At 69.4% G+C, this 25,414-nt stretch carries 23 protein-coding genes and 1 pseudogene; 4 read left to right on the top strand and 20 right to left on the bottom strand.

The genetic code is table 11. The features are described from left to right. Window positions 1-126: 126 nt before the first annotated feature. Genes CM1CMNOD_RS09255 through CM1CMNOD_RS09245 form a run of 3 tightly spaced genes read right to left on the bottom strand, consistent with a single transcriptional unit; the run spans window position 127 to window position 3,176 of the window. Window positions 127-978, bottom strand: a complete 852-nt coding sequence (locus CM1CMNOD_RS09255; protein WP_013873397.1) for an alpha/beta fold hydrolase — start codon at window positions 976-978, stop codon at window positions 127-129. Beyond that, window positions 975-2,051, bottom strand: a complete 1,077-nt coding sequence (locus CM1CMNOD_RS09250; RefSeq protein ID WP_013873396.1) for an extradiol ring-cleavage dioxygenase class III protein subunit B — start codon at window positions 2,049-2,051, stop codon at window positions 975-977. Before CM1CMNOD_RS09250 ends, CM1CMNOD_RS09255 begins: the two co-directional genes overlap by 4 nt. Window positions 2,052-2,054: 3 nt before the next feature. Continuing rightward, window positions 2,055-3,176, bottom strand: coding sequence for an amidohydrolase family protein (locus CM1CMNOD_RS09245; protein WP_013873395.1), 1,122 nt, complete (start codon window positions 3,174-3,176; stop codon window positions 2,055-2,057). Window positions 3,177-3,603: 427 nt separating this feature from the next. Between CM1CMNOD_RS09245 and CM1CMNOD_RS09240 the strand changes: the two genes are divergently transcribed. Next, a complete protein-coding gene (locus CM1CMNOD_RS09240) occupies window positions 3,604-4,299 on the top strand; it encodes a FadR/GntR family transcriptional regulator (RefSeq protein ID WP_013873394.1) in 696 nt (231 codons plus the stop codon). A gap of 284 nt (window positions 4,300-4,583) precedes the next feature. Here CM1CMNOD_RS09240 and CM1CMNOD_RS09235 read toward each other — a convergent pair whose 3' ends face one another. The 6 genes from CM1CMNOD_RS09235 to CM1CMNOD_RS09210 form a co-directional block, all read right to left on the bottom strand. Next, window positions 4,584-5,021, bottom strand: coding sequence for an ester cyclase (locus tag CM1CMNOD_RS09235; RefSeq protein WP_013873393.1), 438 nt, complete (start codon window positions 5,019-5,021; stop codon window positions 4,584-4,586). Window positions 5,022-5,226: 205 nt separating this feature from the next. After that, entirely contained in the window at window positions 5,227-6,687 is a 1,461-nt protein-coding gene (locus CM1CMNOD_RS09230; RefSeq protein WP_013873392.1) for an aldehyde dehydrogenase, read from the bottom strand. Between the two features lie 59 nt (window positions 6,688-6,746). Then, window positions 6,747-7,853 (bottom strand): alcohol dehydrogenase catalytic domain-containing protein, encoded by a 1,107-nt coding sequence (locus CM1CMNOD_RS09225; RefSeq protein ID WP_043605970.1) that lies wholly within the window; start codon window positions 7,851-7,853, stop codon window positions 6,747-6,749. 157 nt (window positions 7,854-8,010) lie between these two features. Continuing rightward, window positions 8,011-8,331 (bottom strand): 2Fe-2S iron-sulfur cluster-binding protein, encoded by a 321-nt coding sequence (locus CM1CMNOD_RS09220; RefSeq protein ID WP_013873390.1) that lies wholly within the window; start codon window positions 8,329-8,331, stop codon window positions 8,011-8,013. A gap of 124 nt (window positions 8,332-8,455) precedes the next feature. Continuing rightward, entirely contained in the window at window positions 8,456-9,694 is a 1,239-nt protein-coding gene (locus CM1CMNOD_RS09215) for an NAD(P)/FAD-dependent oxidoreductase (protein WP_013873389.1), read from the bottom strand. Further along, window positions 9,691-11,016 (bottom strand): cytochrome P450, encoded by a 1,326-nt coding sequence (locus CM1CMNOD_RS09210; RefSeq protein ID WP_013873388.1) that lies wholly within the window; start codon window positions 11,014-11,016, stop codon window positions 9,691-9,693. Before CM1CMNOD_RS09210 ends, CM1CMNOD_RS09215 begins: the two co-directional genes overlap by 4 nt. A gap of 677 nt (window positions 11,017-11,693) precedes the next feature. Here CM1CMNOD_RS09210 and CM1CMNOD_RS09205 point away from each other — a divergent pair. Together CM1CMNOD_RS09205 and CM1CMNOD_RS09200 are read left to right on the top strand one after the other, a co-directional pair. After that, window positions 11,694-12,491 carry an enoyl-CoA hydratase-related protein gene (locus tag CM1CMNOD_RS09205; RefSeq protein ID WP_013873386.1) on the top strand — a complete coding sequence of 266 codons (798 nt, stop codon included), beginning with the start codon at window positions 11,694-11,696 and terminating at the stop codon, window positions 12,489-12,491. A gap of 236 nt (window positions 12,492-12,727) precedes the next feature. Then, window positions 12,728-13,633 (top strand): SDR family oxidoreductase, encoded by a 906-nt coding sequence (locus tag CM1CMNOD_RS09200; protein ID WP_013873385.1) that lies wholly within the window; start codon window positions 12,728-12,730, stop codon window positions 13,631-13,633. A gap of 195 nt (window positions 13,634-13,828) precedes the next feature. Here the strand turns inward: CM1CMNOD_RS09200 and CM1CMNOD_RS23945 are convergent, their stop codons facing one another. From CM1CMNOD_RS23945 to CM1CMNOD_RS09145, 11 genes and pseudogenes are all read right to left on the bottom strand, one after another. Continuing rightward, complete coding sequence (locus tag CM1CMNOD_RS23945; protein ID WP_043605967.1) at window positions 13,829-14,644, bottom strand: enoyl-CoA hydratase-related protein; 816 nt, start codon at window positions 14,642-14,644, stop codon at window positions 13,829-13,831. A gap of 129 nt (window positions 14,645-14,773) precedes the next feature. Next, a pseudogene (locus CM1CMNOD_RS23940) lies at window positions 14,774-15,571 on the bottom strand (enoyl-CoA hydratase/isomerase family protein); the annotation flags it as partial. 11 nt (window positions 15,572-15,582) lie between these two features. Continuing rightward, window positions 15,583-16,077, bottom strand: coding sequence for a helix-turn-helix domain-containing protein (locus CM1CMNOD_RS09185; protein ID WP_050803458.1), 495 nt, complete (start codon window positions 16,075-16,077; stop codon window positions 15,583-15,585). A 147-nt stretch (window positions 16,078-16,224) separates the two neighbouring features. Further along, the gene (locus tag CM1CMNOD_RS09180) at window positions 16,225-17,022 is read right to left on the bottom strand and encodes an enoyl-CoA hydratase/isomerase family protein (RefSeq protein ID WP_013873382.1); all 798 of its coding nucleotides are present in this window, start codon (window positions 17,020-17,022) and stop codon (window positions 16,225-16,227) included. Window positions 17,023-17,158: 136 nt separating this feature from the next. Further along, window positions 17,159-17,917, bottom strand: a complete 759-nt coding sequence (locus tag CM1CMNOD_RS09175; protein WP_013873381.1) for an SDR family NAD(P)-dependent oxidoreductase — start codon at window positions 17,915-17,917, stop codon at window positions 17,159-17,161. 90 nt (window positions 17,918-18,007) lie between these two features. Next, complete coding sequence (locus CM1CMNOD_RS09170) at window positions 18,008-18,937, bottom strand: hydroxymethylglutaryl-CoA lyase (protein ID WP_013873380.1); 930 nt, start codon at window positions 18,935-18,937, stop codon at window positions 18,008-18,010. 59 nt (window positions 18,938-18,996) lie between these two features. Then, window positions 18,997-20,226 (bottom strand): acetyl-CoA hydrolase/transferase family protein, encoded by a 1,230-nt coding sequence (locus CM1CMNOD_RS09165; protein ID WP_013873379.1) that lies wholly within the window; start codon window positions 20,224-20,226, stop codon window positions 18,997-18,999. Then, on the bottom strand, window positions 20,223-21,425 hold the full coding sequence (locus CM1CMNOD_RS09160) for a thiolase family protein (RefSeq protein ID WP_013873378.1): 1,203 nt from the start codon (window positions 21,423-21,425) through the stop codon (window positions 20,223-20,225). Before CM1CMNOD_RS09160 ends, CM1CMNOD_RS09165 begins: the two co-directional genes overlap by 4 nt. Then, window positions 21,425-22,174, bottom strand: a complete 750-nt coding sequence (locus CM1CMNOD_RS09155; protein ID WP_013873377.1) for an SDR family NAD(P)-dependent oxidoreductase — start codon at window positions 22,172-22,174, stop codon at window positions 21,425-21,427. Before CM1CMNOD_RS09155 ends, CM1CMNOD_RS09160 begins: the two co-directional genes overlap by 1 nt. Further along, complete coding sequence (locus CM1CMNOD_RS09150; protein WP_013873376.1) at window positions 22,174-23,340, bottom strand: acyl-CoA dehydrogenase family protein; 1,167 nt, start codon at window positions 23,338-23,340, stop codon at window positions 22,174-22,176. The genes CM1CMNOD_RS09155 and CM1CMNOD_RS09150 overlap by 1 nt, the downstream gene beginning before the upstream one ends. A gap of 74 nt (window positions 23,341-23,414) precedes the next feature. Continuing rightward, the gene (locus tag CM1CMNOD_RS09145; RefSeq protein WP_013873375.1) at window positions 23,415-24,524 is read right to left on the bottom strand and encodes an acyl-CoA dehydrogenase family protein; all 1,110 of its coding nucleotides are present in this window, start codon (window positions 24,522-24,524) and stop codon (window positions 23,415-23,417) included. A gap of 95 nt (window positions 24,525-24,619) precedes the next feature. On the opposite strand from CM1CMNOD_RS09145, the gene CM1CMNOD_RS09140 reads away from it, so the two are divergent. Continuing rightward, the gene (locus CM1CMNOD_RS09140; RefSeq protein ID WP_013873374.1) at window positions 24,620-25,387 is read left to right on the top strand and encodes a FadR/GntR family transcriptional regulator; all 768 of its coding nucleotides are present in this window, start codon (window positions 24,620-24,622) and stop codon (window positions 25,385-25,387) included. The last annotated feature ends 27 nt before the right edge of the window (window positions 25,388-25,414 follow it).

Genomic DNA, 25,414 nt, shown 5'->3' with positions numbered 1-25,414 from the left:
GGTGTCCTCGTCGACCAGCGGAAATCGGTTGTCGGTAGCGGGCGCCGCGTCGAGCAGCGCCGTCGACACTCTCGGTAATTCTGATGTTCTCGATATGGAAGTCACGGGATCATCTCCGCGGGAAGGTCACGAACGGATGGCGGCCGGGCGCGCCAGGAAACGGCGCACGATCTCGGAGAAGTCGTCGGGACGCTCGATCTGCGTCCAGTGCCCGCAGCGGGCGAAGACCGCCAGGTCGGCGTCGGGCAGCAGGCGGACCATGTTCCAGGCGACCTCGACCGGGACGACCTTGTCCTCCCGCCCGTGCACCAGCAGTGTCGGGGTGGTGATGGTGACGACCTCGTCGGCCTCGATGGCGAGCTGGCTGCCGGCGTGGCGGGGGCTGAAGAACATGTCGCGGTAGGCCTCGAAGGCGCCCGGGGCGACGCTGGCCTCGTGCCGGATGCGCACCAGGTCGTCGGTGATGATGGTCGGGTCGACCGCGAAGCAGTCGAGCAGCAGCCGGCGCATGTTCTCCAGCGACGGCTCGTACTCCCGCAGCGCGCGCAGGCCCTCGGTAGGCGTCATCCCCACGCCGGGGACGCCCATCAGCACCAGCCGGTCCAGCCGTTCGGGGTGCTGCGAGGCCATCCCCAGCGCGATCCGCCCGCCCAGCGAGTTGCCGACCACTGACACCCGCTCGAGCTCGAGGGCGTCCAGCAGCGCCCAGGTGTGGTCGATCCAGGTGGCCAGCGAGTAGTGGATGTCGGCGGGCCGTTCGGTGTGGCCGAAGCCGACGATGTCGGGGGCGATCACCCGGTACTGCTGGGCGAGCGCGGGGATCGTCAGGCGCCAGTTCGCCCACGCCGAGACCCCGGGTCCGGATCCGTGCAGCAGCAGCACCGGATCCCCGGAGCCGAGGTCGTGGTAGTGCGTCGGGATGCCACCGGCGTCGATCGTCCGCCCGGTGGCCTCGTCGGTGACCGTCGTTGCGCTCACAGACCGACCTCTCCCTCGAAGATCGCGAAACACTTGTTGGAGTTGAAGACGTCGGTGACCACGAAGGTGGACCAGCTCAGCGGCATGCCGAGCTCGTCCATGGCGCCGGCCAGGCAGAACCAGTTGAGCATCTCGTGCTGCCCGGCCCGCACGATCTGCGCGCCGGTGACGCTGGTCCACGTCGCGTAGTCGCCCCGCACGAACGCCTCGTACAGCCGCAGGTCGGCCGCGGTGTCGGGGCGCAGGTGCCAGGAGGCGTCGGTGAGGAACGCGTGCGACCAGCTGGACGAGGCCACCAGGGCGATCCGCTTGTTGCCGTGGCTCAGCGCGCGCGCCACCGCCCGGCCGAGATCGAAGCAGCGCGCCGGGGACGGGCCGACCGGGTCCAGCTGCTCGTCGCGGATCTCGGCGAACCGGGCCAGCGCGCCCCGGCGGGCGATCGCGTGCTGGCCGTAGCAGTTCACCGTGATCGGCAGCAGCCGGTAGGGGAACTCGGTACCGGCGTGGTCGTAGTCCAGGAACAGCTGGGTGTTGACGATCGCGTGGGGGAAGTGGGCGCCGACCCGCTTCCGGTAGGAGTAGGCGACGTCGAAACCGTCCTGGAGCAGGTCGTCGGTGAGCGCCCGGGCCGCGGCGGCGTCGGAGCGCAGGGTGAACGTCATGTCGTCCGGCCGGCCCCAGGCGTTCGGGCTGCCCCGCTCGTTCATCAGCGCGAACGGGTGCACCTTGGTGTCGTCGTAGGCCAGTACGCAGAAGGGCGGTATCACCTCCTCCCGGAAGTTCTCGTACTGGTCGTCGCCCCACACCACGAGCAGGTCCGGCTGGAAGGCGTCGAGCGCGGCCCGGCACCGGGCAAGGCCCGCGCGCAGCTCGCGGCGGTGCTCGGCGGCGGCCGCGACTCCCTGGTCGTCAGCCCACTCCCGGCGCATCAGCTCCGGCCAGGACGCCGGATCCTTCTCCGCCTCGGGGATGTCGGGATCCTGCAGCGTCCACCGCAGCAGCCCGGCCATGTGCTCGTCGGTGCCGGCGAGTAACGGATAGTGGGTCAGCCCGAGCCCGAGAAACTCCGCCATGTCTCACTCCTTTGGTTCGCCCGGACGGCCCGTTGGCACGAGCCGTCTGTCCAGGCCGATGAGCTCGAGCGCGTTCTGCCGGCCGATGGCGGCCCGCAGGCCGGCGGTCAGCCGCTCGTGCGGCCCGGCGAGCACCGCGCCCGCCGGGCTCTCCCGTGCCGCGAAGGGATAGTCGGTACCGAGCAGGACGTGCTCGGCGCCGAAGCGCGCCACCGCCAGCAGCAGGCTGTCCACGTCGTAGGTCAGCGAGTCGCTGTAGAACGAACGGGCCAGCGCGCTCGGTAACTGGTCCGCTGGCAGCGCCGGATCGCTGATGAGCCGTCCCCGGTCCAGCCGGGGCAGCAGCCACGGCAGGCAGCCACCGCCGTGCGCCAGGCACAGCCGCAGCCCCGGCCGGCGTGCGGGGGCACCGCCGGTCAGCAGGCCGGCGATCGCGATCCCGGTCTCGGACGGCATGCCGGCGCCGAAACCCACCCCGAGCCGGGCCAGCCGCGGATCCAGCGTCGAGTCGGCGGGATGCACCAGCACCAGGGCGCCGAGTTCCCCGGCGGCGGCGAAGAACGGGTCGAACTCGGGGTCACCCAGCTCGGCCTGGCCGACCCGGGTGCCGATCTCGACACCGAGGAAGCCCAGCTCCCGCACGCACCGGTACAGCTCGGTGACGGCCGCGGCGGGATCCTGCAACGGCACCGCGCCCAGGGCGCGGAAACGCCGGGGGTACTCGGCGACCAGCGAGGCGAGGAAGTCGTTCTGCGACCGCGCGAGGACCGCCGCGCCGCCGGCCGGGGCGTCATGGCAGAAAGTGATCGGGATCGGGGACAGCACCTGCACCGCGACGCCTTCGGCGTCCATGTCGGCCAGCCGGCGCCGCGCCGACCAGCAGCGGTCGTCGATGTCGCGGTACGGCCGCCCGCCGACGAGAATGCGCGCCCGGGTGTCGCCGAGCCGTTGGACGCAGGGCCAGCCCCGCCAGCCGTCGCGGCTGGCGAGATCGGGCAGCCACGGCGCGATGGCGTGCGTGTGCACGTCGACCAGGCCCGTGTCGATCAGGCCCGCGTCGGGCGACCGCTCGCCGACCGGCATGCCGCCGGCCACCGCTTCCCCTGCCGCCACCTCGCCTGTCATGGCGCTACCCGCCGAAGGCGTCGTCGGCGGGCGAGGACGGCGTGTTCACGGACGTCCGCTCAGGGGCCGGTCGATAGATGATCAATTGGCACCAGTCCTTCTCCGGGACCGCCAAGGTCTGCCATCCGACTGGCGCAACCATAACTATTCTGCATACATGTTTCAAGCATATATATGAAGATCATATCTGCAACATCTGACTGTGCCTTTATGAGCAGCTACCATCAGTGGAGTCTGCTGACAGGAGACAGCATAATCTTGTTACAAGATTCGATGGTGATCGGATATTCGCCCGATCCCTGGGCGGGCCCCTGCCGACCGGAGCACCGCCGGCCGGAACGCCACCGACCGGAGCACCGCCAGCCGGGGTACCGATGTGGACCGGGATGTGGACCAGTGGGACGCGGACCAGTAAGGAGCGCGGACGATGCCAGCTGACGCGACGCCTCGAAGTTCTCGCGCGCAGCAGGTCGCGGCGGAGATAGAGGCCCGGATCCTCGCCGAGCGGCTGCCCGCCGGCAGCCGGCTCGGGCTGCGCACCGAACTGATCAGCCGTTTCGAGGTCAGCCCCTCGGTGATGAACGAGGCCCTGGGCATCCTGCGCGAACGCGACCTGATCACGGTCCGGCCCGGGCCCAACGGCGGGGTGTTCGTGGCCAACCCACCGCCCCAGGTCCGTCTCGGCGGTGTCGACCTGTGGCATCAGGGGCTGACCGTCGACCCCGAGCATCTCTTCGAGGCACGCGCCTACCTGGACACGCTCTTCCCGCCGGTGGCGCTGCGGCGCGCCTCGCCCGAGGACGTGCGGGCGATGGAATGGGCCCTGCACGACATGCAGGCGGCGACGGACGACCCGCACGCCTATCTGGCCGCGAACATGCGCCTGCACCTGGCCATCGCGCGGGCGTCCCGGATCGAGGTCCTGGTCGGGCTCTACCAGACGATCGTGTCGATCCTCAGCGCCACGCTCACGAAGGCGACGTACGTGGAGGGCAGCGAGGAGCTGCGCCGCCACAACCTGGAGGTGCACAGCAACCTCGTCGCCGCGATCCGGGAGCAGGACATGGTCGCAATGGAGAAGATCGTCGCGCTGCACCGCCAGGACATGGTCCGCATCACCTGACCAGGCGGGCGGACGGGCGCGGCCGGCCGGCGTCCGCGGCATCGCCGCCGGCCGGCCGGCGCCCAGCACGGCGAGGCGTACGACCGGGGCGGAGCGGCATCCGCCCCGTGCCGTCGCGGCTGCCCGGTTACGCGAGGTCCGCACCTGTTCATGCCCCCGCGCCAGGTACGTCCGGTAACCGGGGAACCGGAGGTGACGGAGCTCGTGGCCGCCGACATGGCGATCGTCGTGGCCCGCCCCCGCTCTCCCGTCTCCCCTGTGCCGGCCCTGTCCTGGCTTTCGTTTCAGGCGAGCCCGAGCTGACGGGCCAGCGTCGTGACGTCCCAGTAGGCGTGGATGGCGGTCGCGCGGCCTTCGGGGTCGACGGTGAAGACGTCGGTGCCCGCCACGTCGAACGCCCGGCCGGTGGGTGGCACCCCGGGCGGGAAGCCCTCACCGGTGTGAGTCCCGATCATGCGCCATTCCTGGGCGACACGACCGGTGATCTCGTCGACGAGGGGATCGCCCACCGCTTCGAAACGCAGGTCGGGAAACCCCTGCCAGGCCGCCTGGAAGAACCCGTGTGCCCCTTCGAGATCGGTGATGTCGGCCGGCAGCGACGGGTCGACCCACCTGAAACGGCCTGCCAGCAGGCCGGCGACAACCTGAAGATCCCGCCCGTTCCAGGCGGCGAAGTAGTGTCCCGGATACGTGGTCAGGGACTCGCGTATCGAGATTCCCATGATCCCTCCTCGTTGACTGGTCATGGCACCACCGCTGTCCGCCCGTCCCAGCGGCGTCCCCGTCACGCGGGGCCGGCGTAACCGGCCCCGCGTGACGGGGGAACCTGCGAGCCATGGACGTCGCGGCTCACTGACGACCAGCGCCCCAACCGGCCGGCTGGAACATCCGTCCCGTCCGCGCGTACACGTCACATGGCGCTCGGGGTCAGCTGCTGGACGCGTCGAGATAGATCGTCTTGAGAACCTGGAAGGCGTGCAGCCCCTCCGGGCCGAGTTCGCGGCCGATCCCGCTCGACTTGATCCCGCCGAACGGGGCGGTGGGGTCGTTGACGTAGGCGTTGATCCCGATCGTGCCGGACTGGACCTTCCGGGCGAGCGCGGTGCCGCGCTCCGGATCGGCTGTCCACACCGATCCGCCGAGGCCGTAGTCGGTGTCGTTCGCGATGGCGACGGCCTCCTCCTCGGAGGAGTAGGGGATCACCGCCAGTACCGGCCCGAAGATCTCCTCCTGGGCGATGGTCTGCTTGTTGTCCACGTCCGCGAAGACCGTGGGCTCGACGTACCATCCCCTGTCGAGCTCCTTGGGCCGCTTGCCGCCGGTGGTCAGCCGGGCCCCTTCGCTCTCGCCCTTGGCGATGTAGGACTCCACCCGCTCCCGCTGCCGGGACGACACCAGCGGACCCAGCTGGGTCGCCGGGTCGAGCGGGTCCCCCACCGCCAGCGAGCTGGCGAGCCCGGTGATGGTGTCGACGACCTCCTGGTACCGGCGCTGGGGGGCGAGGATCCGCGTGCCGAGCCAGCAGATCTGGCCGTTGTTGAGCAGGGTCGAGGCGAAGAAGCTCTGGATGTTGGCCGCCAGGTCGGCGTCGTCGAGCACGATGGCGGCCGACTTGCCGCCCAGTTCGAGGGTCACCAGCCGCAGCAGCCGGCCGCAGGTCTCGGCGATCGCGCGCCCGGCGGCGGTCGACCCGGTGAAGGAGACCTTGTCGACCCCGGGGTGGGAGACGAGGTAGGCGCCGACCTCGCGGCCGCCGGGGACAATGTTGAGCACGCCCGCGGGCAGCCCGGCCTCCAGCGCGGCCTCACCCACGAGGAAGGCGTCCAGCACGGTCTCCGGCGCAGGCTTGATCACGACGGTGGAGCCGCTGGCCAGCGCTGGCGCGATCTTCAGGAAGGAGATCGCCTGCGGCACGTTCCACGGGACCACGGCGCCGACCACACCGACGGGCTCACGGATGACCAGGGAGCGGCCGCCCAGGATGCCGGGGCGTATCTCCTCCAGGCCGCTCTCCGCGACCAGACCGCTGTAGTAGCGCAGCAGCAACGGCGGGAAGCCCGCTTCGAACTGGTTGGCTAACCAGATCGGCATCCCGTTCTGGACGCTGACCCGGCGCGCGGTTTCCGCGCCGCGTGCCTCCAGCGCGGCCGCGAACCGCTCCAGCGCCTCCGCGCGGCGCGCCGGTGACCACCTGGACCATCCGTCCGGGTCGTCGAAGGCGCGGCGCGCCGCCGCCACCGCCAGGTCGATGTCGCGTTCGGTCCCCTCCGGGACGCTGCCCACCCGCTCCTCGGTGCTGGCCGAGTGCACGGGGATACTGCCGTTCGAGGCCGGCGCCTGCCAGCCGCCGTCGATATAGAACTGGTCGTAGTCGATCGTCGTCGTCATTGCATTCTCCTCACGAGAACGGAATCCTGTGCGAGCCGCCGCGCTCACTCCCGCCGCGCTCACTCGTGGACAAGAACGATCTTCACCGCCTCGCCGCGATGCTGCGCCGCCACGGCTTCGTTGATCTGCGTGAACGGCACCGTGGTGATCAGCTTGTCGAAGGGGAACTTCCCGGCCTGGTGCAGCGCGAGCAGCTCGGGGATGAACCGGTCCGGGTCGCTGTCGCCCTCCACGATCCCGTAGATGGTCACTCCCAGCACCTGGGCCTGAATCAGGTTGAGCGACAGCGCGGCCGTCGGGTCGGACGGGACGCCGAGAATCCCCAGGGACGCGTGGGGCGCCAACGACAGCAACGTCTGCTCGAGAACGGACACGATCGCGGTCGTGTCGACCGCGTAGTCCACGCCGCCAGGGATGATCGCACGAACCTGCTCGGACAGCGGCCCGGCCGCCGGGTCGATCACATGGGTCGCGCCCAGGGAGAGCGCGAGATCCCGGCGGGACTGGAGCGGCTCGACGACAATGATTACCGAGAGCTCGCGGACGACCGCGGCGAGCACAGCGGACAGGCCGACAGAGCCGCCGCCGAGGACCAGCAGCGAGGAGCCGGCCTCGGCGTCGAGCGAGTTCAGCACCGCGCCGGCACCCGTCTGGATGCCGCATCCCAGCGGCCCCAGCAGGGCCAGCGGAGCGGTGGGGTCGGTGACCCTGACCACGTTCCGTTCGTGCGCGAGGGCGTGCGTCCCGAACGACGACTGCCCGAAGAAGTTGCTGCCCGCCGTGGTCCCGGCAATGCTCAGTGCGCTGGTCCCGTCGGGCCGGACACCGCTGAAGTTGAAGGCCATGAAATTGTGACAGTAGGCCGGCGAGTCCTTCTTGCACTGCGGGCACGTCCCGCAGCTGTTGAAGCTCAGGACCACCCTGTCACCTTTCTGGACCTTGGTGACGGCGCTGCCCACCTCGACGACCACGCCGCTGCCCTCATGGCCGAGAACTCCGGGCAGTGGGAAGGGCAGATGCCCCTCCTTGACCGCCAGATCGGTGTGGCACAGCCCGACCCCGGCGATCTCGACGAGCACCTCGTCCGCCGCCGGCCCGTCGAGGGAGAGCTTGTCCAGCGAAAACTCTCCACCGACCGCTGTCACCACCGCCGCAGTGATGTCCACCATGCCCGCTCCCTCGTCTGTTCCGCTGATTGCATGTTGTTGACCGCCGAACTGCCGGCCAGCCGAGCTACCGGAGGCGAGCCGGTCGGCCAGTGCCCCGATGTGTCACCGCCGGCCGGCGGGCATCCCGCCGGCCGGCGTCCCGGAAGGATCCGGATCAGCCGTTCTCGGCCGACACCGTCACCCGGACCCCTTCGCATTCGCCGGTGATGACGAGCTGGCAGGACAGCCGGGAGTTGTCCTGCGCGCCGTCGGCGAACTCCAGCAGTTCGCGTTCCTCGTCGGTCATCTCGTCGAAGAACGCCTGCGACTCCGGATCGACGTAGACGTGGCACGTCGCGCACGAGCAGCTACCGCCGCACTCGGCGACGATTCCCGGCAGGTTGTTGCGAACCGAACCATCCATCACGGTCTGCCCAGGTGGGACGTCGACCGCGTGTTCGGAGCCGTCGGGCAGAACATAGGTGACTATGGGCATTGCGCGCTCCGTGCTCATCCGATTGTTTCATATGGCTTGCTGACGGCCTGACGTAATGACAGCTTGTTCTGGTGACGGTCTGTCTGGTAATGGCCTGTCTGGTGGCGGTTTATTTGATGGCGGTTTATTTGATGACAGCGTTGCGAAGTGGCACGGCGGGGTCGGCCAGCCGCACCGGGTCGACCCGCTCGCCACCGGCGATGAGCTTCTTGCCGGCCATGAAGTCGCCCGCCGCGTTCGCGGACTCCACCGCCGTGACCCTGCCGTCCGTGTGATGAAACAGGGCGAAGCGCCCCGACGCCGGGTCACCGCGCAGGACGGTACCGGGTGGTGCGGACACGACCCCGGCTATCTTGAGCTTCAGGTCGAACTGGTCGGACCAGAACCAGGGCACCTCCGCGTGGGGGGGCGCCGCGCCGACGATCGCGGCCGCGGCCTGCTTGGCCTGCTCCACCGCGCTGGGGATGCTCTCCAGCCGCAGCAACCCGTCGATGCCCGGCAGCGGCCGGCGGGTGACGTCCCCGATCGCGAAGATCGCCGGATCGCTGGTGTGTGCCTGGTCGTCGACCAGGATCCCCTGGTCGACGACCAGGCCGGCCGCCGCCGCGAGCTCGTCGCGCGGGACGGCGCCGATGCCCACCAGGGCGATGTCGCAGGGCACCCGCGTCCCGTCACCGAGAAGCACGTCCCTGACCCGGCCGTCCTCGCCGGACAGGCTGACGACCTGCGCCCCGGTGATGATCGTCGTGCCACGCTCCCGGTGGTACGCCTGCATGATCTCCGACAGCTGGGTGCTCGCCACTCTCGCGAGCACCCGCTCCTCGCGTTCGATGACCGTCACCTCGACGCCGTTCGCCCGCGCCACCGCCGCGACCTCCAGGCCGACGTACCCACCACCGATGATCGCGATCCGGCTCCCGCTGATGACGGCCTTACGCAGGACACGGGCGTCGGCGAGGGTACGCAGGGTGAGCACACCGGCAAGATCGGACCCGGGCGTCGGCAGCCACCGGGGCTCGGCCCCGGTGGCGAGGACAAGCACGTCGTAGTCGAGGGCCTGCGCGCCGCTCGTGTGCACGCGGCGCGCCGCGGGATCGACCGACTCGACCGACTCGCCCAGCCGGACGGAGATGTCCTGCTCCTGGTAGAACTCCGGCTCGCGCAGCCAGTGCTCAAGATCGCCGTCGATGAACTTCTTGGACAGCGGCGGACGGTGGTACGGCAGGTCCGTCTCCTGGCCGAACAGCACGATCTCACCGGCGAAGCCTGCCTGCCGGAGCAGCCCGACCAGCGTGCCACCCGCGTGGCCTCCTCCGACGACCACCACCCGGCGGCCGTCGGGGGAAACCTGCTGATGGGTCACTGCAGCTCCAGACTTACCGGCAGTTTCTTCAGCCCGCCGACGAAGTTCGTCTGGACGACCTTGCGCTCGCCGTCCAGGCTGACCTTCCTGATACGCGGCAGCAGCTCCTCGAACATGATCTTCAGCTCGAGCTTGGCCACGTGCTGGCCGATGCACATGTGGGGGCCGTAGCCGAAGGCGATGTGCTTGTTCGGCCGGCGGTCGATCCGGAACGAGTCGGGATCGTCGAATATGTCGGCGTCGCGGTTGGCCGACTGGTACAGCAGCATCAGCCGGTCACCCTTCCTGATCTCGCTTCCGTTCAGCGTGTAGTCCTGGGTGGCCTGCCGGGTGAACTGCTTGACCGGCGACGCCCAGCGCAGCGCCTCGTTGACCAGGTGCGGGACGAGCGACAGATCCTCCTGGACCCTTTTGAGCTGGTCGGGGTGGAGCGCGAGCTGTTCGAGCGCGCCCGAGAGCGTGCTCGACGTCGTGTCGTGACCGGCCGTGGCGATCGCGATGAACCAGCCGTAGGCGAACTCCTTCGGGTAGAACTCGCCGTCCTCCCCCTTCGCGAGCGCGATGATCGTGGCGAGGTCGTCCCTGGGTTCCTTCCGCCGGTTCTCCACCAGCACGTCGAAGTAGGCGTAGAAGTCCCTGATCGCCGCGGACCACTGCTGCGCGGCCGCCTCCGGGGTGAGCGCCTCGACATCCGCCCGACGCGCTTCGGGGTCCTCCGTGCCGAAGAACTCCTGGCTCAGCGCCATCATCCTCGGCTCGTCCTCCTCGGGCACGCCGAAGAGGGTCATGATGACGTGCAGCGGATAGAAGAGCGCGAACTCCTTGACGAAGTCGATATTGTTCTCGCCTTCGTGCAGGAACTTGCCGATGGCCTCCCGGGCAAGCTCGCGGATGATGTCCTCCCACTTCTTCAGGTTCGCGGGACGGAACCACTCGACCGCGACGTCCTTGACCGCGGTGTGCTCCGGCGGGTCAAGGTAGGTGAGGGTGTCGAGAATGCGCAGGCTGCCACCGGTGAGGCTCTTGGTGAACTCGTCGCCGGCCTGGTTCTGCAGAATCGGGTTGTGGGAGCCCGGCTGGTCACCACCACCGCTGCTGAAAATGTCCGGCTGCCGCTCGATCTCCATGATGTCGGCGTGCTTGGTGACCAGCCAGACCGGATCGTAACCTTCCACCCTGACCTGGCCGAGCGGATTGTTCTCACGCAGCCACTGGTAGGCGGCAAACAACCGGTCCTCGTCGGCGTGTCCCTCAGGTAAGACGATCTGACGAGCGATCTCGTCCGGTATCGGGCGGGCGTTCACAGGTGCGATCGCGACCACGAGCTCTCCTTGTACATGATCTTGAATCCAGGTCCACCGAAGGTGGGAGGATGATCAACAGCCCCCTCTCCTGTCGATGTTGCCCAGAGGCGAACCGCAGGCGACGACGCTGGCGTCTGGTCGGGTCAACGGTAGGCGGCAGAACTGTGTCCTGCATCACCCATAGGGGAAATCCTCATACCCCTTGCGGATACGTGAGGTACCACCTTAGGAACACGATGTAATCATAATATCTCCCTGCGTTACCAAAATCTCTGTCGAGGACCACCGACCCATGGCGAGGAAGCCCGCGGCCAGGGAGACAGTCCCGGCCAGCCCGACAGACCCGGAGAGCTCTCCCCCCGCAGACCGGCACGCACGAGCGGCGCGACAAGGCTCCGTCGACCGGCTGGTCGACCTTGCCACCGAACCCGTCCGACGACGATCCATCACCCTCGGTGAGGGCGACACCCGCCCGAACCACAGCCCCGGTCCCCCTTTGGAGGTAATTCCCGTCTCCCGTCAGTGGTATTCAAATACCCAGCCCGACGCCGCCTTGAAAAAGGCCGTTCGTGCCAGTACATTTGCTCTCCGGCGCACCGGCGTTTTCCGGGCGGGCAGCCAGGAAGATCATGCCATCTACTCCCTGACGAGCAGCGACCCTGCTCGCTTCCCGATCGAAGAGGGTCATCGGTTCAATGGACGACCAGTTCACTGACGTGACGTACAAGGTCGAAAACGGCCTGGCCTGGATCACTATCAACCGACCGGAACGTTACAATTCGTTCCGGGCCCGCACTGTCGACGAGCTGATCAAGAGCTTCAAGCGCGCCTGGGCCAGCGAGGAGGTGGGCGTCATCGCCCTCACCGGCGCCGGCGAGAAGGCCTTCTGCACCGGCGGTGACCAGAAACAGCGTCTGGAGACCGGCGACTACGGGCCGTCGGACAGCGGTCTGTTCGAGGTGGACGCCCTGCACCGGGTCATTCGTGACGTGCCCAAGCCCGTCATCGCGGCGGTGAACGGTTTCGCCATCGGCGGCGGCCACGTTCTGCACCTGTTGTGCGACCTCAGTATCGCGTCCGAGACCGCTCGCTTCGGCCAGAACGGCCCGCGGGTCGGGTCGTTCGACGCCGGTTTCGGCACCGGCTATCTCGCCCGCGTGATCGGTGAGAAACGCGCCCGCGAGATCTGGTTCCTCTGCCGCCAGTACAGCGCCCAGCAGGCCGCGGACTGGGGCCTGGTCAACAAGGTGGTCCCGGCCGACCAGTTGCGGGCGGAGGTCCGCGCCTGGGCGGATGAGATCCTCCTGCTGTCGCCCACCTCGCTCAAGGTGCTCAAGCAGTCGCTGAACACCGACACCGAGCACTTCGCGGGAATCGGGCAACTGGCGTACTCCAACCTCAAGCTGTTCGGTGAGTCCCCCGAGGCCAGGGAAGGCATCACCGCCTTCAACGAGAAGCGCCCGCCGGACTTCTCCGTGTACCGGGGCAACTGAAGTCCCGTCCGCGGCACCGCGGCACCGCGGCAAAGCACAGGAACACAACAGCGGTGCCGCGGACGCGGCTTACGGCCCGTCATGACCGCGGGCGCGCGGCGGACAGCAGCGCCAACACGGACAGGGCCACCAGAAGCCCCCCGGAGCAACCAGAAAAAGCTCCAGGGGGCTCCACAAGGGCCGACAGAACCCCACTACAGGGCCAACAGAGTCGGCAGAGCCGGCAAGGGACACCCATGGCTGACAGCTCGAAGTCCATCTACTCACCAGACGTGCTGCAGGGAAAGCGGATTCTCATCACCGGCGGTGGGACCGGCCTCGGCCGGGGAGTGGCGGCTCACCTGGTGCAGCACGGCGCCGAGGTCCACCTGTGGGGACGCAGGCAGGCCGTCCTGGAGGAGGCCGCCGCGCAGGCGTCGGCCTCCCGGCCGGGCAGCGTCCAGGTGCAGACGGTCGACGTGCGCAGGGCAGATCTCGTCGACGCGGCCATCGCCGAGATCTGGGCCCGGTACGGGCCGTTGACCAGCGTCGTCAACAATGCCGCGGCGAACTTCATCGCGCCGACCGCCAGCCTGAGCGCGCGCGCCTTCGAGACTGTCAGCTCGACCGTGATGAACGGCTCCTTCAACACCACCCACGCCGCCGGCCGCCGGTGGATCGCCGAGGGGCTGCCAGGAGCGGTGCTGTCCATGCTCACCACCTGGATCTGGACCGGCTCCGCGTTCGTGGTCCCCTCCGCGATGGGCAAGACCGCCGTGCACGCCATGACCATGTCGCTGGCGGTCGAGTGGGCCCGCTACGGCATCCGCGTCAACGCCCTCGCGCCCGGGCCCATCCCGACGGACTACGCCTGGGAGATGCTCAACCCCACGGACAAGAGCTCGGTCGGGGCGACCCAGGCCGACCAGATCCCGATGCGCCGCGTGGGCACCGTCGAGGAACTGGCGAACCTCGTGATCTTCCTCCTGTCGGACGCCTGCGACTACCTCACCGGCGAGACGATCGCGATGGACGGGGGGCAGAAACTGGCCGGCCCGGGCACGTTCGCGGGCCTGACCACCCTGAGCGACCAGGACTGGGCGGACATCCGCGAGCGCAGCCAGCTGGCGAGCGCGCAGAGCAAGGCCCAGCGCACCGTCTGACGGTACCTCCCTCCTGCCCCTCCTTGCACGTGAAAGAATGCTCCCGGACGGCGATTTTTCGGGGGCATTCTTTCGTTTTCTCGGTTTCTCGAACTCGCTTTCCCGCTGAAACCTCCCCATTTTTCGCGCCGCCGGTCCGCCTGCCAACCAGGCGTCCGACGGCGTGTCCTTCCGACCCTCTCCCCCGGCTGTCCCCTACTGGCCGGTGAAACGTGGCGGCCGGCGTGCCTTGAACGCCGTCAGGGCCTCGGTCATGTCCTCGCCGCGCGTCAGCAGCGCCTGGCCGCGGTTCTCCAGCTCAAGTGCCGCCGCGAAGGAGGCGTTCTCCAGGTTGTGCTGCAGCGCGCGCTTGGACATGCGGATACCAGCGGGTGAGTTGCTGGCGATCTGCCTCGCGACCGTGAACGCCTCCTCCAACAGCGTCTCCGACGGCACGAGCCGGTTCGCCAGCCCGATGCGGACCGCCTCCTCGGCCTCGACGGTACGCACGGTGTAGGCGATCTCAGCCGCCCGGCCGGGCCCGACCAGCCGCGTCAGCTGCCATGAGGTGCCCAGGTCCCCGATGGACAGCCCGAGCCGGACGAACGGGGCGTTGAACTTGGCGGTCGGCGCGACCAGGCGGATGTCCGCGGCGAGCGCGAGGGCCAGCCCGCCTCCCGAGGCCGCCCCGTGGATGGCCGCGATCACGGGGAAGGGAAGACCGCGAATCGCCGCGAAACCTCCGGCGGCCACCTCCTGGAAACGCAGGAACTCACGCACGCCCATGGTGGCGATGACGCCGATCTCGTCCAGGTCGAAACCCGCGCAGAACGCGCGGTCGCCCGACCCGGTGAGGATCAGTGCCCTGGCGTCGGTGTCCCGCAGCGCGTAGGCGACGGTGTTGAACTCCTCGAACATCTTGACCGTCAGCGAGTTCATCCGGGTGGGACGGTTGACCGTCAACAACACGCTGCCGCCCTCAAGGGGCTCAAGTGTCAGCGTCTCCAACTTCGGTGGCTCGAACTGGAGCATGAAACCGCCTTCCCCACTGTTGGTCCGATCCGTCGTCACCGGCCTGGAAACGGCCGGCCCGGCAACAGCTGGCCCGGCAACGGCCGGCCCGGGAACAGGAGCGCCGGTGTGCTCCAGCGCGTCGGCGTACTCCCGCCTGAGAGCCTCGAGGGCCGCCGGGATGTCGATCTCCTCGTCCCTGGTGAGCACCACCTGGCCGCGGTTCTCCAGCTCCAGGGCGGCCGGGTACGAGGACACCTCCATGTTGGCCTGCAGCGACCGTTTGGACAGCTGTATACCGCCGGCCGGGTTGGCACGGATGAGCTCGGCCATGGCGATGGCCTCGGCCAGCAGGCTGTCCGCCGGGACGATCCTGTTGACGAGACCGATCTCCTCGGCCTCCTCCGCCCCGACGAAACGCGCGGTAAAGGCGATGTCGGCGCTGCGTCCGGGGCCGACGATGCGCGGCAGCAGCCAGGAGGAGCCCATGTCCCCGGCGGACAGGCCGATGCGCACGAAGGCGGCGTTGAACTTGGCCGACGGCGTGGCCAGCCGGATGTCGGCGACGAGCACGAGTGACATCCCGCCGCCCGCGGCGGTGCCGTTGATCGCCGCGATCACCGGGATCCGGATCGAGCGGACCGTCGCCAGCGCCCGGGCGGCACGCTCCTGGCGTACGAGCATGCCCATGGGCGACAGGCTCGACAGCTCCTCGGCGTCGTCGAGGTCGTAGCCGGCGCAGAAGGCCCGGTCCCCCGCGCCCGTGATGATCAGGGCGCGCGCGTCGAGGTCGCTGTCCACCGCCAGGGCCAGGTCCTCGAGTTCCTCGAACATGCGCACCGTCATCGCGTTCAGCCGCTCCGGACGGTTCAGGGTGGCGACGACGATGCCGTCCGTGGGGCGTTCGATCCGGATGGTCTCGAACGCCGTTTCCTCGAGGCTCCCCACAGTTCTTCCCCTCAACTGTTCGTGTGCATCTCGCCACGCGGTAAACGCTGGAACCGGTCGGCAGCGGCGCTGTCCGGCGCCCGCGGGCCCGGGCCTGCCGGCAGCCTGAAGGTTCCCGTCCGATACGGCTGAAGGTTGTTCTCCCGCCAGAGGTCGGCGATGAAGGTGTGTGACACCGCGACTCCCTCGGAGCGCTGCAGATACCGCGCCATCGCACGGCTCGACCAGCGCCGCAGCCCGGTCTCCGCGGGAGGCGACTGCCGTGTCAGCGCGAGAATCCTCGCACGCACCCGCCCGTCATGAACAGGCGGCGGCGCGGGCCGCGGCGCGTCGTAAAGTCCCTCGGTCCCGAGCCTGGCGAAACGGGCCGGCCACAGGTACACGGTGGGTGGCGACACGTGCAGCAGAGCGGCTATCGCGCGGGCCGACATACCCTCGTCCCACCACAGAACCATCCGCGCCCGGTCGGCAACCGCCCGTTCCTCGGCCGAACCGCGAACCAGCATAATCAGCTCTGATCGCTGTTCGTCGGTCAACGTATAACGATTCACTGCCATGGAAAAAATCCCGTCAGAATCCGAGGAGCAAATCCACTGCCGTTACGGATACCGGCCCACCCCGACGGCGGGCTGACCGGTCGACCGGGCCGGCTGTCAGACGAATTTCGGCGGACGCTTCTCCAGGAACGCCGCCAGCCCCTCTTTTGCTTCGCCCGACTCGAACAGCTCCTGTTCCTGGGCGACTTCGTAGGCAAAACCCGCCGACAGCGGCAGGTCGAACGCGGCGTCGACCGTCCGGATCACGGCATGCAGAGCGGGCTGTGACAGCCGGCGCAGTTCGGCGGCGAGTTTGAGCGCCTCCTGCTCGGCCTGCCCGTCCGCGACGAGCCGGTCGACGAGGCCGATCGCGTGGGCTTCCGGCGCGGGCACCTGCCTGGCCGTCAACATGATGTCGAGGGCCCGGCCACGGCCGACGAGCCGAGGCAACCGCTGGGTGCCGCCCGCGCCGGGAATCAGGCCGAGCCTGGCCTCGGGCAGACCGAGGCGCGCCCCGGCCCCGGCAATCCGCAGCGTGCACGCCATCGCGAGCTCAAGCCCACCGCCGAGGGCCAGCCCGTCAATGGCCGCGATCGTGACGCGGTTCGGCGCGGCAAGTCGGTCGAGCACGCCACGCAGCTCGTTGCCATAGGCCAGGAAGGACTCGGCGTCCACCCCGGACATGTGCTTGATATCCGCGCCGGCGGCGAAGAAACCCGGAATGGCGGACGTGACGACGGTTATGACGTTGCCCGCCGCGTCCAGCTCGTCCAGCGCGGCGGCCAGCCCTTCGATAATGGGCTTGCCGAGCGCGTTCGCGGGCGGCCGTTCCAGCGTCACACGCAGAACGCCGTCCGCCACGCGATCCCATCTGACGGCCGTGTTACCAACGTCGGGCCTACCAGGGTCGGGCATTGCGCCATCCTCATCAGCAGCTCGTGGATCCGCGGTGGCCACGGACACGACCCGTGAAACGGGTGCCGGCCGCCGCCTGCCATTCTGGGCGGATATCTTTCCGGGTGAAACGTCTTCGGCCGGGCCGGCGGGCCGGTCAGGCCATGGTGAGCCCGCCGCTGACCGACAGCGTCTGACCGGTGATGTAGCCGCTGTCGTCGGAGGCGAAGAACGCGACGGCCGCCGCCACGTCGCTCGGCTGCGCCAGGCGGCGCAGGGGCACCGACCGCGTCATTCCGGCGATGACCTTCTCGGCGTCCTGGCCGGCGTTGTCGGCGAACTTGCGCAGGGCGGGCGTGTCGGTGGGGCCGGGGCAGACGGTGTTCGCGGTGACGCCCCTGGTGGCCACCTCGCGGGCGAGCGTCTTGGTGAAGGCGATGATGCCGCCCTTGGCACCGGAGTACACCGCCTCGAGCGAGGAGCCGACCCGGCCCGCGTCGGAGCCGATGTTGATGATGCGCCCCCAGCCCCGCTCCAGCATGCCGGGTACCACGGTCTTGGTGACCCGCAGCGCCCCCTTGAAGTTGATTTCCAGGATGCGGTCCCAGAACTCCTCGGTGGTGTCGACGAACTTGAGGAAGTCGTCCCAGCCGGCGTTGTTCACGGCGATCTCGACCGGGCCGAGCTCGCCGGTCACCGCCTTCACCCCGGCCTGGACGGAGGCGGTGTCCGTCACGTCCACGTGGACGGCGATGGCCTTGCCGCCGGCGGCGTTGACGGCCGCGGCGGTGGCCGTCGCCGCCTCGAAGTTGAGGTCGGCGACGGCGACCTGGAAACCCCTGGCCCCGAGCGTCCGCGAGATGCCCTCGCCGATGCCCTGCGCGCCGCCGGTGACGAAGGCGACCCGATTGCTCATGTTTGTCTCCGCTGTGCTCGTCGTGTCGTGTGTTCGTCGTGTCGCTGGAAAAGCCGTGCCGCCGGGAAAACCGTGCCGGCGGAAAAGCCGTCAGGCGGCGCTGGACGGCCAGTTCACCGGCCCGGCGATGAGCGAGTGGCTGGTGAGGGTGCGGCCGAGCACCGACTGCGCCTCGCGGGCCGCCTCGATGATCGCGGGCAGCGACAGGCCGGTGGCCACACCCATCTCGTGGAACATGCTCACCAGGTCCTCGGTGGCGATGTTGCCGGTCGACCCGGCCGGGACGGGGCAGCCACCGAGCTCACCGAAGCTCGACTCGAAGCTGGAGCAGCCGGCTTCCAGCGCGGCGAACGCGTTGGCCAGCCCCTGCCCCCGCGTGTTGTGGAAGTGGGCGGTGACCTCGACGCCGGGCAGCCGTTCGAGCGCCGCGGTGAAGAACTCGCCGGCGTACGCGGGGTTGGCCATCCCGGTGGTGTCACCGAAACCGATCTCGGTCGCCCCCGCCTCGGCGAACCGCTCCGCGATGTCCAGCACCCGCTTCAGCTCGATCCTGCCCTCGTACGGGCAGCCGAAGGACGTCGCGATGACGGCGGCGCAGCGCAGCCCCTCCGCCCGGATCCGGCCGACCATGACGTCGTTGTCGGCCATCGTCTCGTCGACGGTGCGGTTGACGTTCTTCTTGTTGTGCGTCTCCGACGCGGACACGAAGACCGCGATCTCGTGGAAGAGGTGGCGCACCTTCAGCGCGTTGTCCAGCCCCCTGCTGTTCGGGACGAGGACCATGAGCGACACGTCGTCGGGCACGTCGATGCGCTCAAGTACCTGCACGCGGTCGGCAAGCTGTGGGATCACGTCCGGGCGGACGAAGCTGGCCACCTCGATCCGTTTGAAACCGGCTCGGCCCAGGGCGTTGATGAGCCGGACCTTGTTGTCGGTGGCGATGCGTTCCGGCTCGTTCTGGAAACCGTCCCGTGGGCCGACCTCCCGGATGTGCACACGGTCGGGGCGGTGCGTGCTCATTGTTCGGACTCCTCTCCGTTCTCCGCGGGCCTGTGTCGCCGCGGGCCTGACCGGGCTGCTCAGGATCTGTCCGAGACAGCCCGCTCGAGGGCTTCCTGATGCTCCGGCGCGGCGATGGCGATCAGGCGCCGGGCACGTTCCACAAGGTCACAGCCGCGCAGGTGCGCGGCGCCGTACTCCGTCACGACCACGTCCACGTCCGACCGGGACGTCGTCACCACTCCTGCCTCGAGAGCCGGCCTGATCGTGGACTCCGCTCCGGAACGCGCGCGCAGCGCGATGACGGAACGGGTCCCGGTCAGGGCCGCCGCCCGCGAGAAGTCGACCTGGCCGCCGACCGCCCCGATCAGGGCGCCGCGCCGTACCTCGGCTCCGACCTGCCCGGTCAGGTCGACCTCGATGGCCGAGTTGATCGACACCAGCGAACGCAGGTGGGACAGTGTCGCCGGGGCGTGCGTGTAGCTGGCGGGGCGGAACTCGACCGGCAGTTCGGCCAGCCGTTCGTACAGTTCGGTGCTGCCGAGCGCCGCGCCGGTGACGACGACGCCCTGGTCGATCTCCTTGCGCGCCCCGGTCAGCACGCCCTTGTCGACCAGGCGCATGATGCCGTCGGAGATCATCCCGGAGTGGAAGCCGAGGTCCCGGTGGCCGACGAGGCAGTCGAGGACCGCGGATGGAAGTGGACCGACACCCATCTGGAGGGTGTTCCCGTCCTCGACGAGCTGCGCAACGTTGCGCGCGATGGCCTGGTCCGTGCTGTCCGGCGGGCGTTCGGGTGCCTGCCGCAGCGGGCGGTCGGTCTCCACCACGGCCGCGAACCGGCTCAGCGGGATCCGTGGCGTGCCGACGGTCGCCGGCATCCGTTGGTTGATCTCGGCGATCAGCACGGGGGTGTGCCGCACGGCGTCGGCGGCGTAGTCCACGCCGACACCGAGCGAGCAGGTGCCGTCGGCGTCCGGCGGCGAGACCTGAACGAAGCCGACGTCGCGGGGCAGGTGCCCCTCGGCGAACATCCGCGGTAGCGCGGAGTAGTGGCACGGCAGCACGTCGAGGCGCCCGGCACGGCTGAGCACCCGTAACTCGCCCAGGCCGCCGTAGGAGACCAGACGGAGTGCCTCGGGCAGCTCCCGGGTGAGCCGCTTGTCCCAGCTCAGCCCGCAGAAGGCGCGCCGCGGGCCGAGCCGGTCGATCTGGTCGAGCAGCGCGTGCACCAGCGGCTGCGGTTCCGCGCTCGCCTGGCCCCACCAGACACCGGCACCCGGCGCCAGGTACCTCGTGAGATCGATCATCCGTCGAGCCGCTGCACCAGGGTGGCGGTGCCGAGCCCGCCGCCGCAGCACATCGTGATCAGGCCGAGCTCGGCGTCGCGCCGTTGCAGTTCGGCGAGGATCGTGGCGGTCAGGCGCGAGCCGGTGGCGCCGACGGGATGCCCGAGCGCGATGGCCCCGCCGTTGACGTTGACCCGGTCCATGTCGGGCTTGAGCTCGCGTTCCCAGGCAAGCACCACGGAGCTGAACGCCTCGTTGATCTCGATCAGGTCGATGTCGTCGATCGTGAGCCCGTTGCGCTCGAGCAGCTTGCGCGTCGCGGGGATGGGGCCGGTCAACATGATGATCGGGTCGACCCCGACCGTGGTCTGGTCGAGGACGCGGGCCCGGACCTTCAGGCCGTGACGCTGCGCGGCCGGGCGGGAGGCGAGCAGCACGGCGGCGGCGCCGTCGGAGATCGGTGACGAGCTGCCGGCCGTGATGCGCCCGTCCTCCGGGCGGAAGGAAGGCTTCAGGCCGGCCAGCGTCTCCAGGTTGGTGCCCGGCCGGATGCTCTGGTCGCTGCTACGGATCTCCCCCGCCAGTTCCAGGGGCACCATCTCGGCGGCGAAGCGGCCCTCGTCGACCGCCGCGACGGCCAGCTGGTGCGAGCGCACCGCGAACTCGTCCATCTCCGTGCGGCTGATCTGCCAGCGGTCCGCGATCAGCTCGGCGCTCTCGCCCTGGTGGACGAAGGAGTACCGGTCGCGCAGCTGAAGCGGCCACGGGTCGCCGTACAGTTCGGAGATCTTGCCTGGCGAGTTGATGGGGACGTGCCCCATATGCTCGACGCCGCCGGCGATGACCACGTCGTGCGTGCCGGAGCCGATCAGCGCGGCCGCCATGGCGAGCGCGGTCTGCGCCGACCCGCAGCGCCGGTCGAGGGTGACGGCGGGCACCTCGGGCGGGTAGCCGGCCTGCAGCCAGGCGTTGCGCCCGATGTTGCGCGACTGCTCGCCGAAGGGCGCCGTACAGCCGATGACGAGGTCCTCGACCACGTCGGGAGCGATACCGCCGCGGGCGATCAGCTCGGTGTAGCAGGCGGCGAGGATCGCGTTGGGGTGGGTGTCGCGGTACCAGCCCCGCTCCGGGTGCGACCTGCCGATGGGTGTGCGGACGGCCTCCGCTATCAGCACCTCCCGGCCGGTGTGCAGGAAGGGGCTTGTGGTCGCCCTGGTCATCACATCACCGTTCCACCGTCGACGGGCAGCACCTGGCCCGTGATGTACGCGGCCGCGTCGGAGGCGAAGAACACGAAACTGCCGGCGATCTCCGCCGGCTGCGCCCAGCGGCCGAGCGGGATTCTCGCCAGTGTCTTCTGCGCCAGCTTCTCGTTGCTGCGGATGTTCTGCGTCATGGGTGTGGCCGCCAGCGGGGCCAGCGCGTTGACCGTGACGTTGCGCCGCGCGAGCTCCTTGGCCAGCGACTTCGTCAGGCCGATGATGCCGGCCTTCGCCGCCCCGTAGTTGGCCTGCCCGATCGTGCCCTGCAGCCCCGCGGCCGAGGTCACGTTGATGATGCGCCCGCTGCCGTCCTCGGGCAGGTACGGCAGGGCGGCCTGGCTGCACACGAAGCTGCCGACCAGGTGGATGTCGATGATCCGGCGGAACGCCTCCTGGGTGAGGTCGGGGAACATCGCCGGTGCGATCGCGCCGGCGATGTTGACCAGGATGTGCAGGGTGCCGTCGGCGAGCGCCGCCGCGCGCCGGGCGGCCTCGGCGGCGGCCGTGCCGTCGCGGACGTCGAGGGCGAAGGAGTCCGTCGTGCCTCCGGTGGCGCGGATCCGTTCCGCCACCGACTTCGCCGCCTGTTCGTCGATGTCGGAGACGAGGACCGCGGCGCCCGCGGCCGCGAACGCCTCCGCGACCGCCGCCCCGATCCCGCTGCCCGCCCCCGTCACCAGTGCCGAGCGGCCGTGCAAACCGAACATCAGTAGCTCCTGGGCAGACCGAGAACGTGTGGGCCGAGATAGTTCAGGACCATTTCCTGGCTGATCGGGGCGATCCGCAGCAGCCGCGCCTCCCGGAAGTAGCGCGCGACGGGGTACTCCTCGGAGTAGCCCATTCCGCCGTGCGTCTGCAGCGCCCGGTCGGCCGCCTGGAAACCGGCGTCGGCGCACAGGTACTTGGCGGTGTTCGCCTCCCGGGCGCAGGGCTTGCCCTGGTCGTAGAGCCAGGTCGCCTTGCGCAGCACCAGTTCAGCCGCGTCGAGGTGGGCCAGCGAGTCGGCCAGCGGGAACTGCAGGCCCTGGTTCTTGCCGATGGGACGGCCGAACACCTCGCGCTCGTTGCCGTAGCGGACGGCCTGCCGCAGCGCGGCGCGGCCCAGCCCGAGCGCCTCGGCGGCTATCAGCATCCGCTCCGGGTTCAGCCCGTCCAGCAGGTACCGGAACCCCGCACCCTCCTCGCCGACCCGGTCCTCCACCGGAATGCGTAGGTCGTCGATGAAGAGCTCGTTCGAGCTGACCGCGTTGCGCCCCATCTTCCTGATCGGCCGGATGTCGACCGCGTTGCGGTCGAGGTTGGTCAGGAAGAGGGTCATGCCGTCGGTCTTCTTCTTCACGTCCTCGTACTTGGTCGTCCTGGTGAGCAGGAGGACCTTCTCGGACTCCAGCGCCTTGGAGATCCACACCTTGCGCCCGTTGACCACGTAGTGATCGCCGTCCCGGCGGGCGAACGTGGTGATGCGCGTGGTGTCGAGCCCCGCGCCCGGCTCGGTGACCCCGAAGCACACGTGCAGGTCGCCGTTGACGATGCGGGGCAGGTTGCGCCGCTTGAGCTCTTCCGAGCCGTGGACGATGACCGGGTGCATCCCGAAGATCGACAGGTGCATCGAGCTCGCGGCGTTCATGCCGCCGCCGGACGCCGACACCTCTTCGAGCAGGATCGACGCCTCGGTGATACCGAGGCCGTGACCGCCGTACTCCTCGGGCGTGGTGATCCCCAACCAGCCGCCTCTGGCGAACGCGTCGTAGAACTCGGTCGGGAACTCGTGTGCGGAGTCCTTCTCTAACCAGTACTGATCGTCAAACTTGTTCGCGAGTTCGGCGACAGCTTTGCGGATCGTCGCCTGGTCCTCTGTCAGGTCGAAGTCCACGGCAGGTCTCCTGTTCAGCCAGGCACGACAACTTTTGGATGGAGCGTATCAAAGGACAGACCAAAAAGTCTGTATCAGCTGACGGGCAGCAGAGGCAGTGCCGCGGCCAGCCGCTCGTTCCACACGCCCGGCGCGCCGAAGAGCCGTTTGTTCAGCTTCGCCCGCTTGTAGGCGAGCTGCAGTTCGTGCTCCCAGGTGTAGCCGATGGCGCCGTGCATGGTCAGCGCGCTGTCGGCCGCCTGCTCACCGGCGGCCGTGACCTGCGCCTTCGCGGTCGCCGCGTGCAGCGCCGCCTCCTCGTTCCCCTGGTCCACGGACGCGGCGGCGAAGTAGACGATGGACCGAGCTGCCTCGACCGAGACCAGGATGGAGGCGGCCGCGTGCTTCACCGCCTGGAACGAGCCGATCGGGACCCCGAACTGCCGTCGCTGCTTGCTGTACTCCACCGCGAGACGCAGCATGCGCTCCGCGGCCCCGAGGCTGTCGGCGGCGACGAGAACGGCCGCCCGCAGCGCGGCCTGGGCGAGCACCCGCTCGGCGTCGACGTCCAGCCGCCGGGCGGGAACGTCGGCAAGATCCACATCCGCCACCGAGCGGCTGCGGTCCAGCAGTTCGCGAGCCCTGATCCCCACACCCTCGGTGTCGACGTCGACCAGGAACAACGCCCGCCCCGCGGCCGTGCTCGCCGGAACGACCAGGTACCGGGCGCGGTCCGCGCCGAGGACCGACCGTACGGTGCCGCGCAGGACTCCGATCTCCTGGCCGTCCAGGCCGGCCCGGTCGGCCTCCACCCGGACAACCGAGCCGGGCTCGTCCGGCGGCCTGTCCGCGTCCACGGCGAGAGCCGCGAAGCTGCCGTCGGTGAGCACCGCGGCGACCCGCCCCGGCAGGCCGGTCAACGCCTCGACGGCGAGCACCGACGCCGTCCACGCGCTGGACGGGGCGCTGTGCCGCCCCAGCCGCTCGGCCGTGAGCGCGAGCTCCAACAGGCCGCCGCCCTGACCGCCGTACTCCTCCGCGAACCCCACGGCCAGCCAGCCCTCCGAGACGAACAGCCCCTCGAAGGTGGCGGCGTCACCGGCGCCGAGCCAGTTGTGCACGGTCTCGGCGGGGGCGAAACGGTCCAGCCACTCGCCCAACGAGTCCCGGAACATCTCCTGCTCGTCGGCCAGATCCCACCGCATGCCCGCTCCTGTCATGCTCGTCCATGATTGCCCTGCGCACGATGTTCGGATGGTAACTTAGGTCTGACCAATAGACCATCGATAGATGGAATCACATGGCCGACGCGTTGAAGAAGGATCGATCGGCGATCCGGCTCGCTCCCATGGAGGTCCCCAAGGCATCGGACGTGCTGGCGAACGAGCTTCGCGAGCGCATCCTCACCGGCGAGTTCACCGAGGACACACCGCTTCCACCAGAGCGTGAGCTGGTCACGCAGACCCGGATGAGCCGTTCAACCGTCCGGGAGGCCCTGCGCATCCTTGAGGTTCAGGGCCTGGTCCGGATCAAGGCCGGCCGGGCCGGTGGCGCCTTTGTCCAGCGGCCAAGCAAGGACGCGGTCGAGACCTCGGTGAGCCTGGTGATCAGGGGCCAGCAGATCCGGCTGGCCGCGCTGCTGGAGACCCGCGAGGCCATCGAGCCGTTCTGCGCCCAGCTCGCCGCCCGGTACCGCACGGAGGACGACCTGAAGGCGCTCGATGCCGCCAACGAGGCCATCACCGACACCGGCAGCACGCTGGCGGCGTTCCTGCAGGCCAACGTCGACTGGCACGTGGGCGTGGCCACCGCCAGCCACAACGAGTTGCTGATCGGCCTCATGACCGCCCTGTCGCGGGCGATCTACACGGCCACCGAGAACGAGCGGTTCATCAACGATGAGGTGCGACGGCTGACGGCGAAGGCGCACGTGTCCATCACCAGGGCCATTCGCGCGCGGGACCCCGAGGCCGCGGTACGCCGGATGAACCGTCACGTCCACTCCTACGCCCAGGCGGTCCTCGAGGTCGAGGAACGCACCGAGATCTCGGTGCCCAACGGGACGTGACAGGCGGTCACCCGCCCACCGAGGCCC

It is taken from the genome of Protofrankia symbiont of Coriaria myrtifolia, assembly GCF_900634755.1.
Lineage (GTDB): Bacteria > Actinomycetota > Actinomycetes > Frankiales > Frankiaceae > Protofrankia > Protofrankia coriariae.
The sequence above is the reverse complement of the archived record's forward strand: the minus strand, read 5'-3'. Positions and strand labels throughout refer to the sequence as shown.

What these genes read in the sequence shown, in the direction of transcription:
- CM1CMNOD_RS09250 (WP_013873396.1), bottom strand. Translation starts at nt 2,051, where the DNA reads ATGGCGGAGTTTCTCGGGCTCGGGCTGACCCACTATCCGTTACTCGCC.
- CM1CMNOD_RS09245 (WP_013873395.1), bottom strand. Translation starts at nt 3,176, where the DNA reads ATGACAGGCGAGGTGGCGGCAGGGGAAGCGGTGGCCGGCGGCATGCCG.
- CM1CMNOD_RS09240 (WP_013873394.1), top strand. Translation starts at nt 3,604, where the DNA reads ATGCCAGCTGACGCGACGCCTCGAAGTTCTCGCGCGCAGCAGGTCGCG.
- CM1CMNOD_RS09235 (WP_013873393.1), bottom strand. Translation starts at nt 5,021, where the DNA reads ATGGGAATCTCGATACGCGAGTCCCTGACCACGTATCCGGGACACTAC.
- CM1CMNOD_RS09230 (WP_013873392.1), bottom strand. Translation starts at nt 6,687, where the DNA reads ATGACGACGACGATCGACTACGACCAGTTCTATATCGACGGCGGCTGG.
- CM1CMNOD_RS09220 (WP_013873390.1), bottom strand. Translation starts at nt 8,331, where the DNA reads ATGCCCATAGTCACCTATGTTCTGCCCGACGGCTCCGAACACGCGGTC.
- CM1CMNOD_RS09205 (WP_013873386.1), top strand. Translation starts at nt 11,694, where the DNA reads ATGGACGACCAGTTCACTGACGTGACGTACAAGGTCGAAAACGGCCTG.
- CM1CMNOD_RS09200 (WP_013873385.1), top strand. Translation starts at nt 12,728, where the DNA reads ATGGCTGACAGCTCGAAGTCCATCTACTCACCAGACGTGCTGCAGGGA.
- CM1CMNOD_RS23945 (WP_043605967.1), bottom strand. Translation starts at nt 14,644, where the DNA reads ATGCTCCAGTTCGAGCCACCGAAGTTGGAGACGCTGACACTTGAGCCC.
- CM1CMNOD_RS09185 (WP_050803458.1), bottom strand. Translation starts at nt 16,077, where the DNA reads ATGCTGGTTCGCGGTTCGGCCGAGGAACGGGCGGTTGCCGACCGGGCG.
- CM1CMNOD_RS09180 (WP_013873382.1), bottom strand. Translation starts at nt 17,022, where the DNA reads ATGCCCGACCCTGGTAGGCCCGACGTTGGTAACACGGCCGTCAGATGG.
- CM1CMNOD_RS09175 (WP_013873381.1), bottom strand. Translation starts at nt 17,917, where the DNA reads ATGAGCAATCGGGTCGCCTTCGTCACCGGCGGCGCGCAGGGCATCGGC.
- CM1CMNOD_RS09170 (WP_013873380.1), bottom strand. Translation starts at nt 18,937, where the DNA reads ATGAGCACGCACCGCCCCGACCGTGTGCACATCCGGGAGGTCGGCCCA.
- CM1CMNOD_RS09165 (WP_013873379.1), bottom strand. Translation starts at nt 20,226, where the DNA reads ATGATCGATCTCACGAGGTACCTGGCGCCGGGTGCCGGTGTCTGGTGG.
- CM1CMNOD_RS09160 (WP_013873378.1), bottom strand. Translation starts at nt 21,425, where the DNA reads ATGACCAGGGCGACCACAAGCCCCTTCCTGCACACCGGCCGGGAGGTG.
- CM1CMNOD_RS09155 (WP_013873377.1), bottom strand. Translation starts at nt 22,174, where the DNA reads ATGTTCGGTTTGCACGGCCGCTCGGCACTGGTGACGGGGGCGGGCAGC.
- CM1CMNOD_RS09145 (WP_013873375.1), bottom strand. Translation starts at nt 24,524, where the DNA reads ATGCGGTGGGATCTGGCCGACGAGCAGGAGATGTTCCGGGACTCGTTG.
- CM1CMNOD_RS09140 (WP_013873374.1), top strand. Translation starts at nt 24,620, where the DNA reads ATGGCCGACGCGTTGAAGAAGGATCGATCGGCGATCCGGCTCGCTCCC.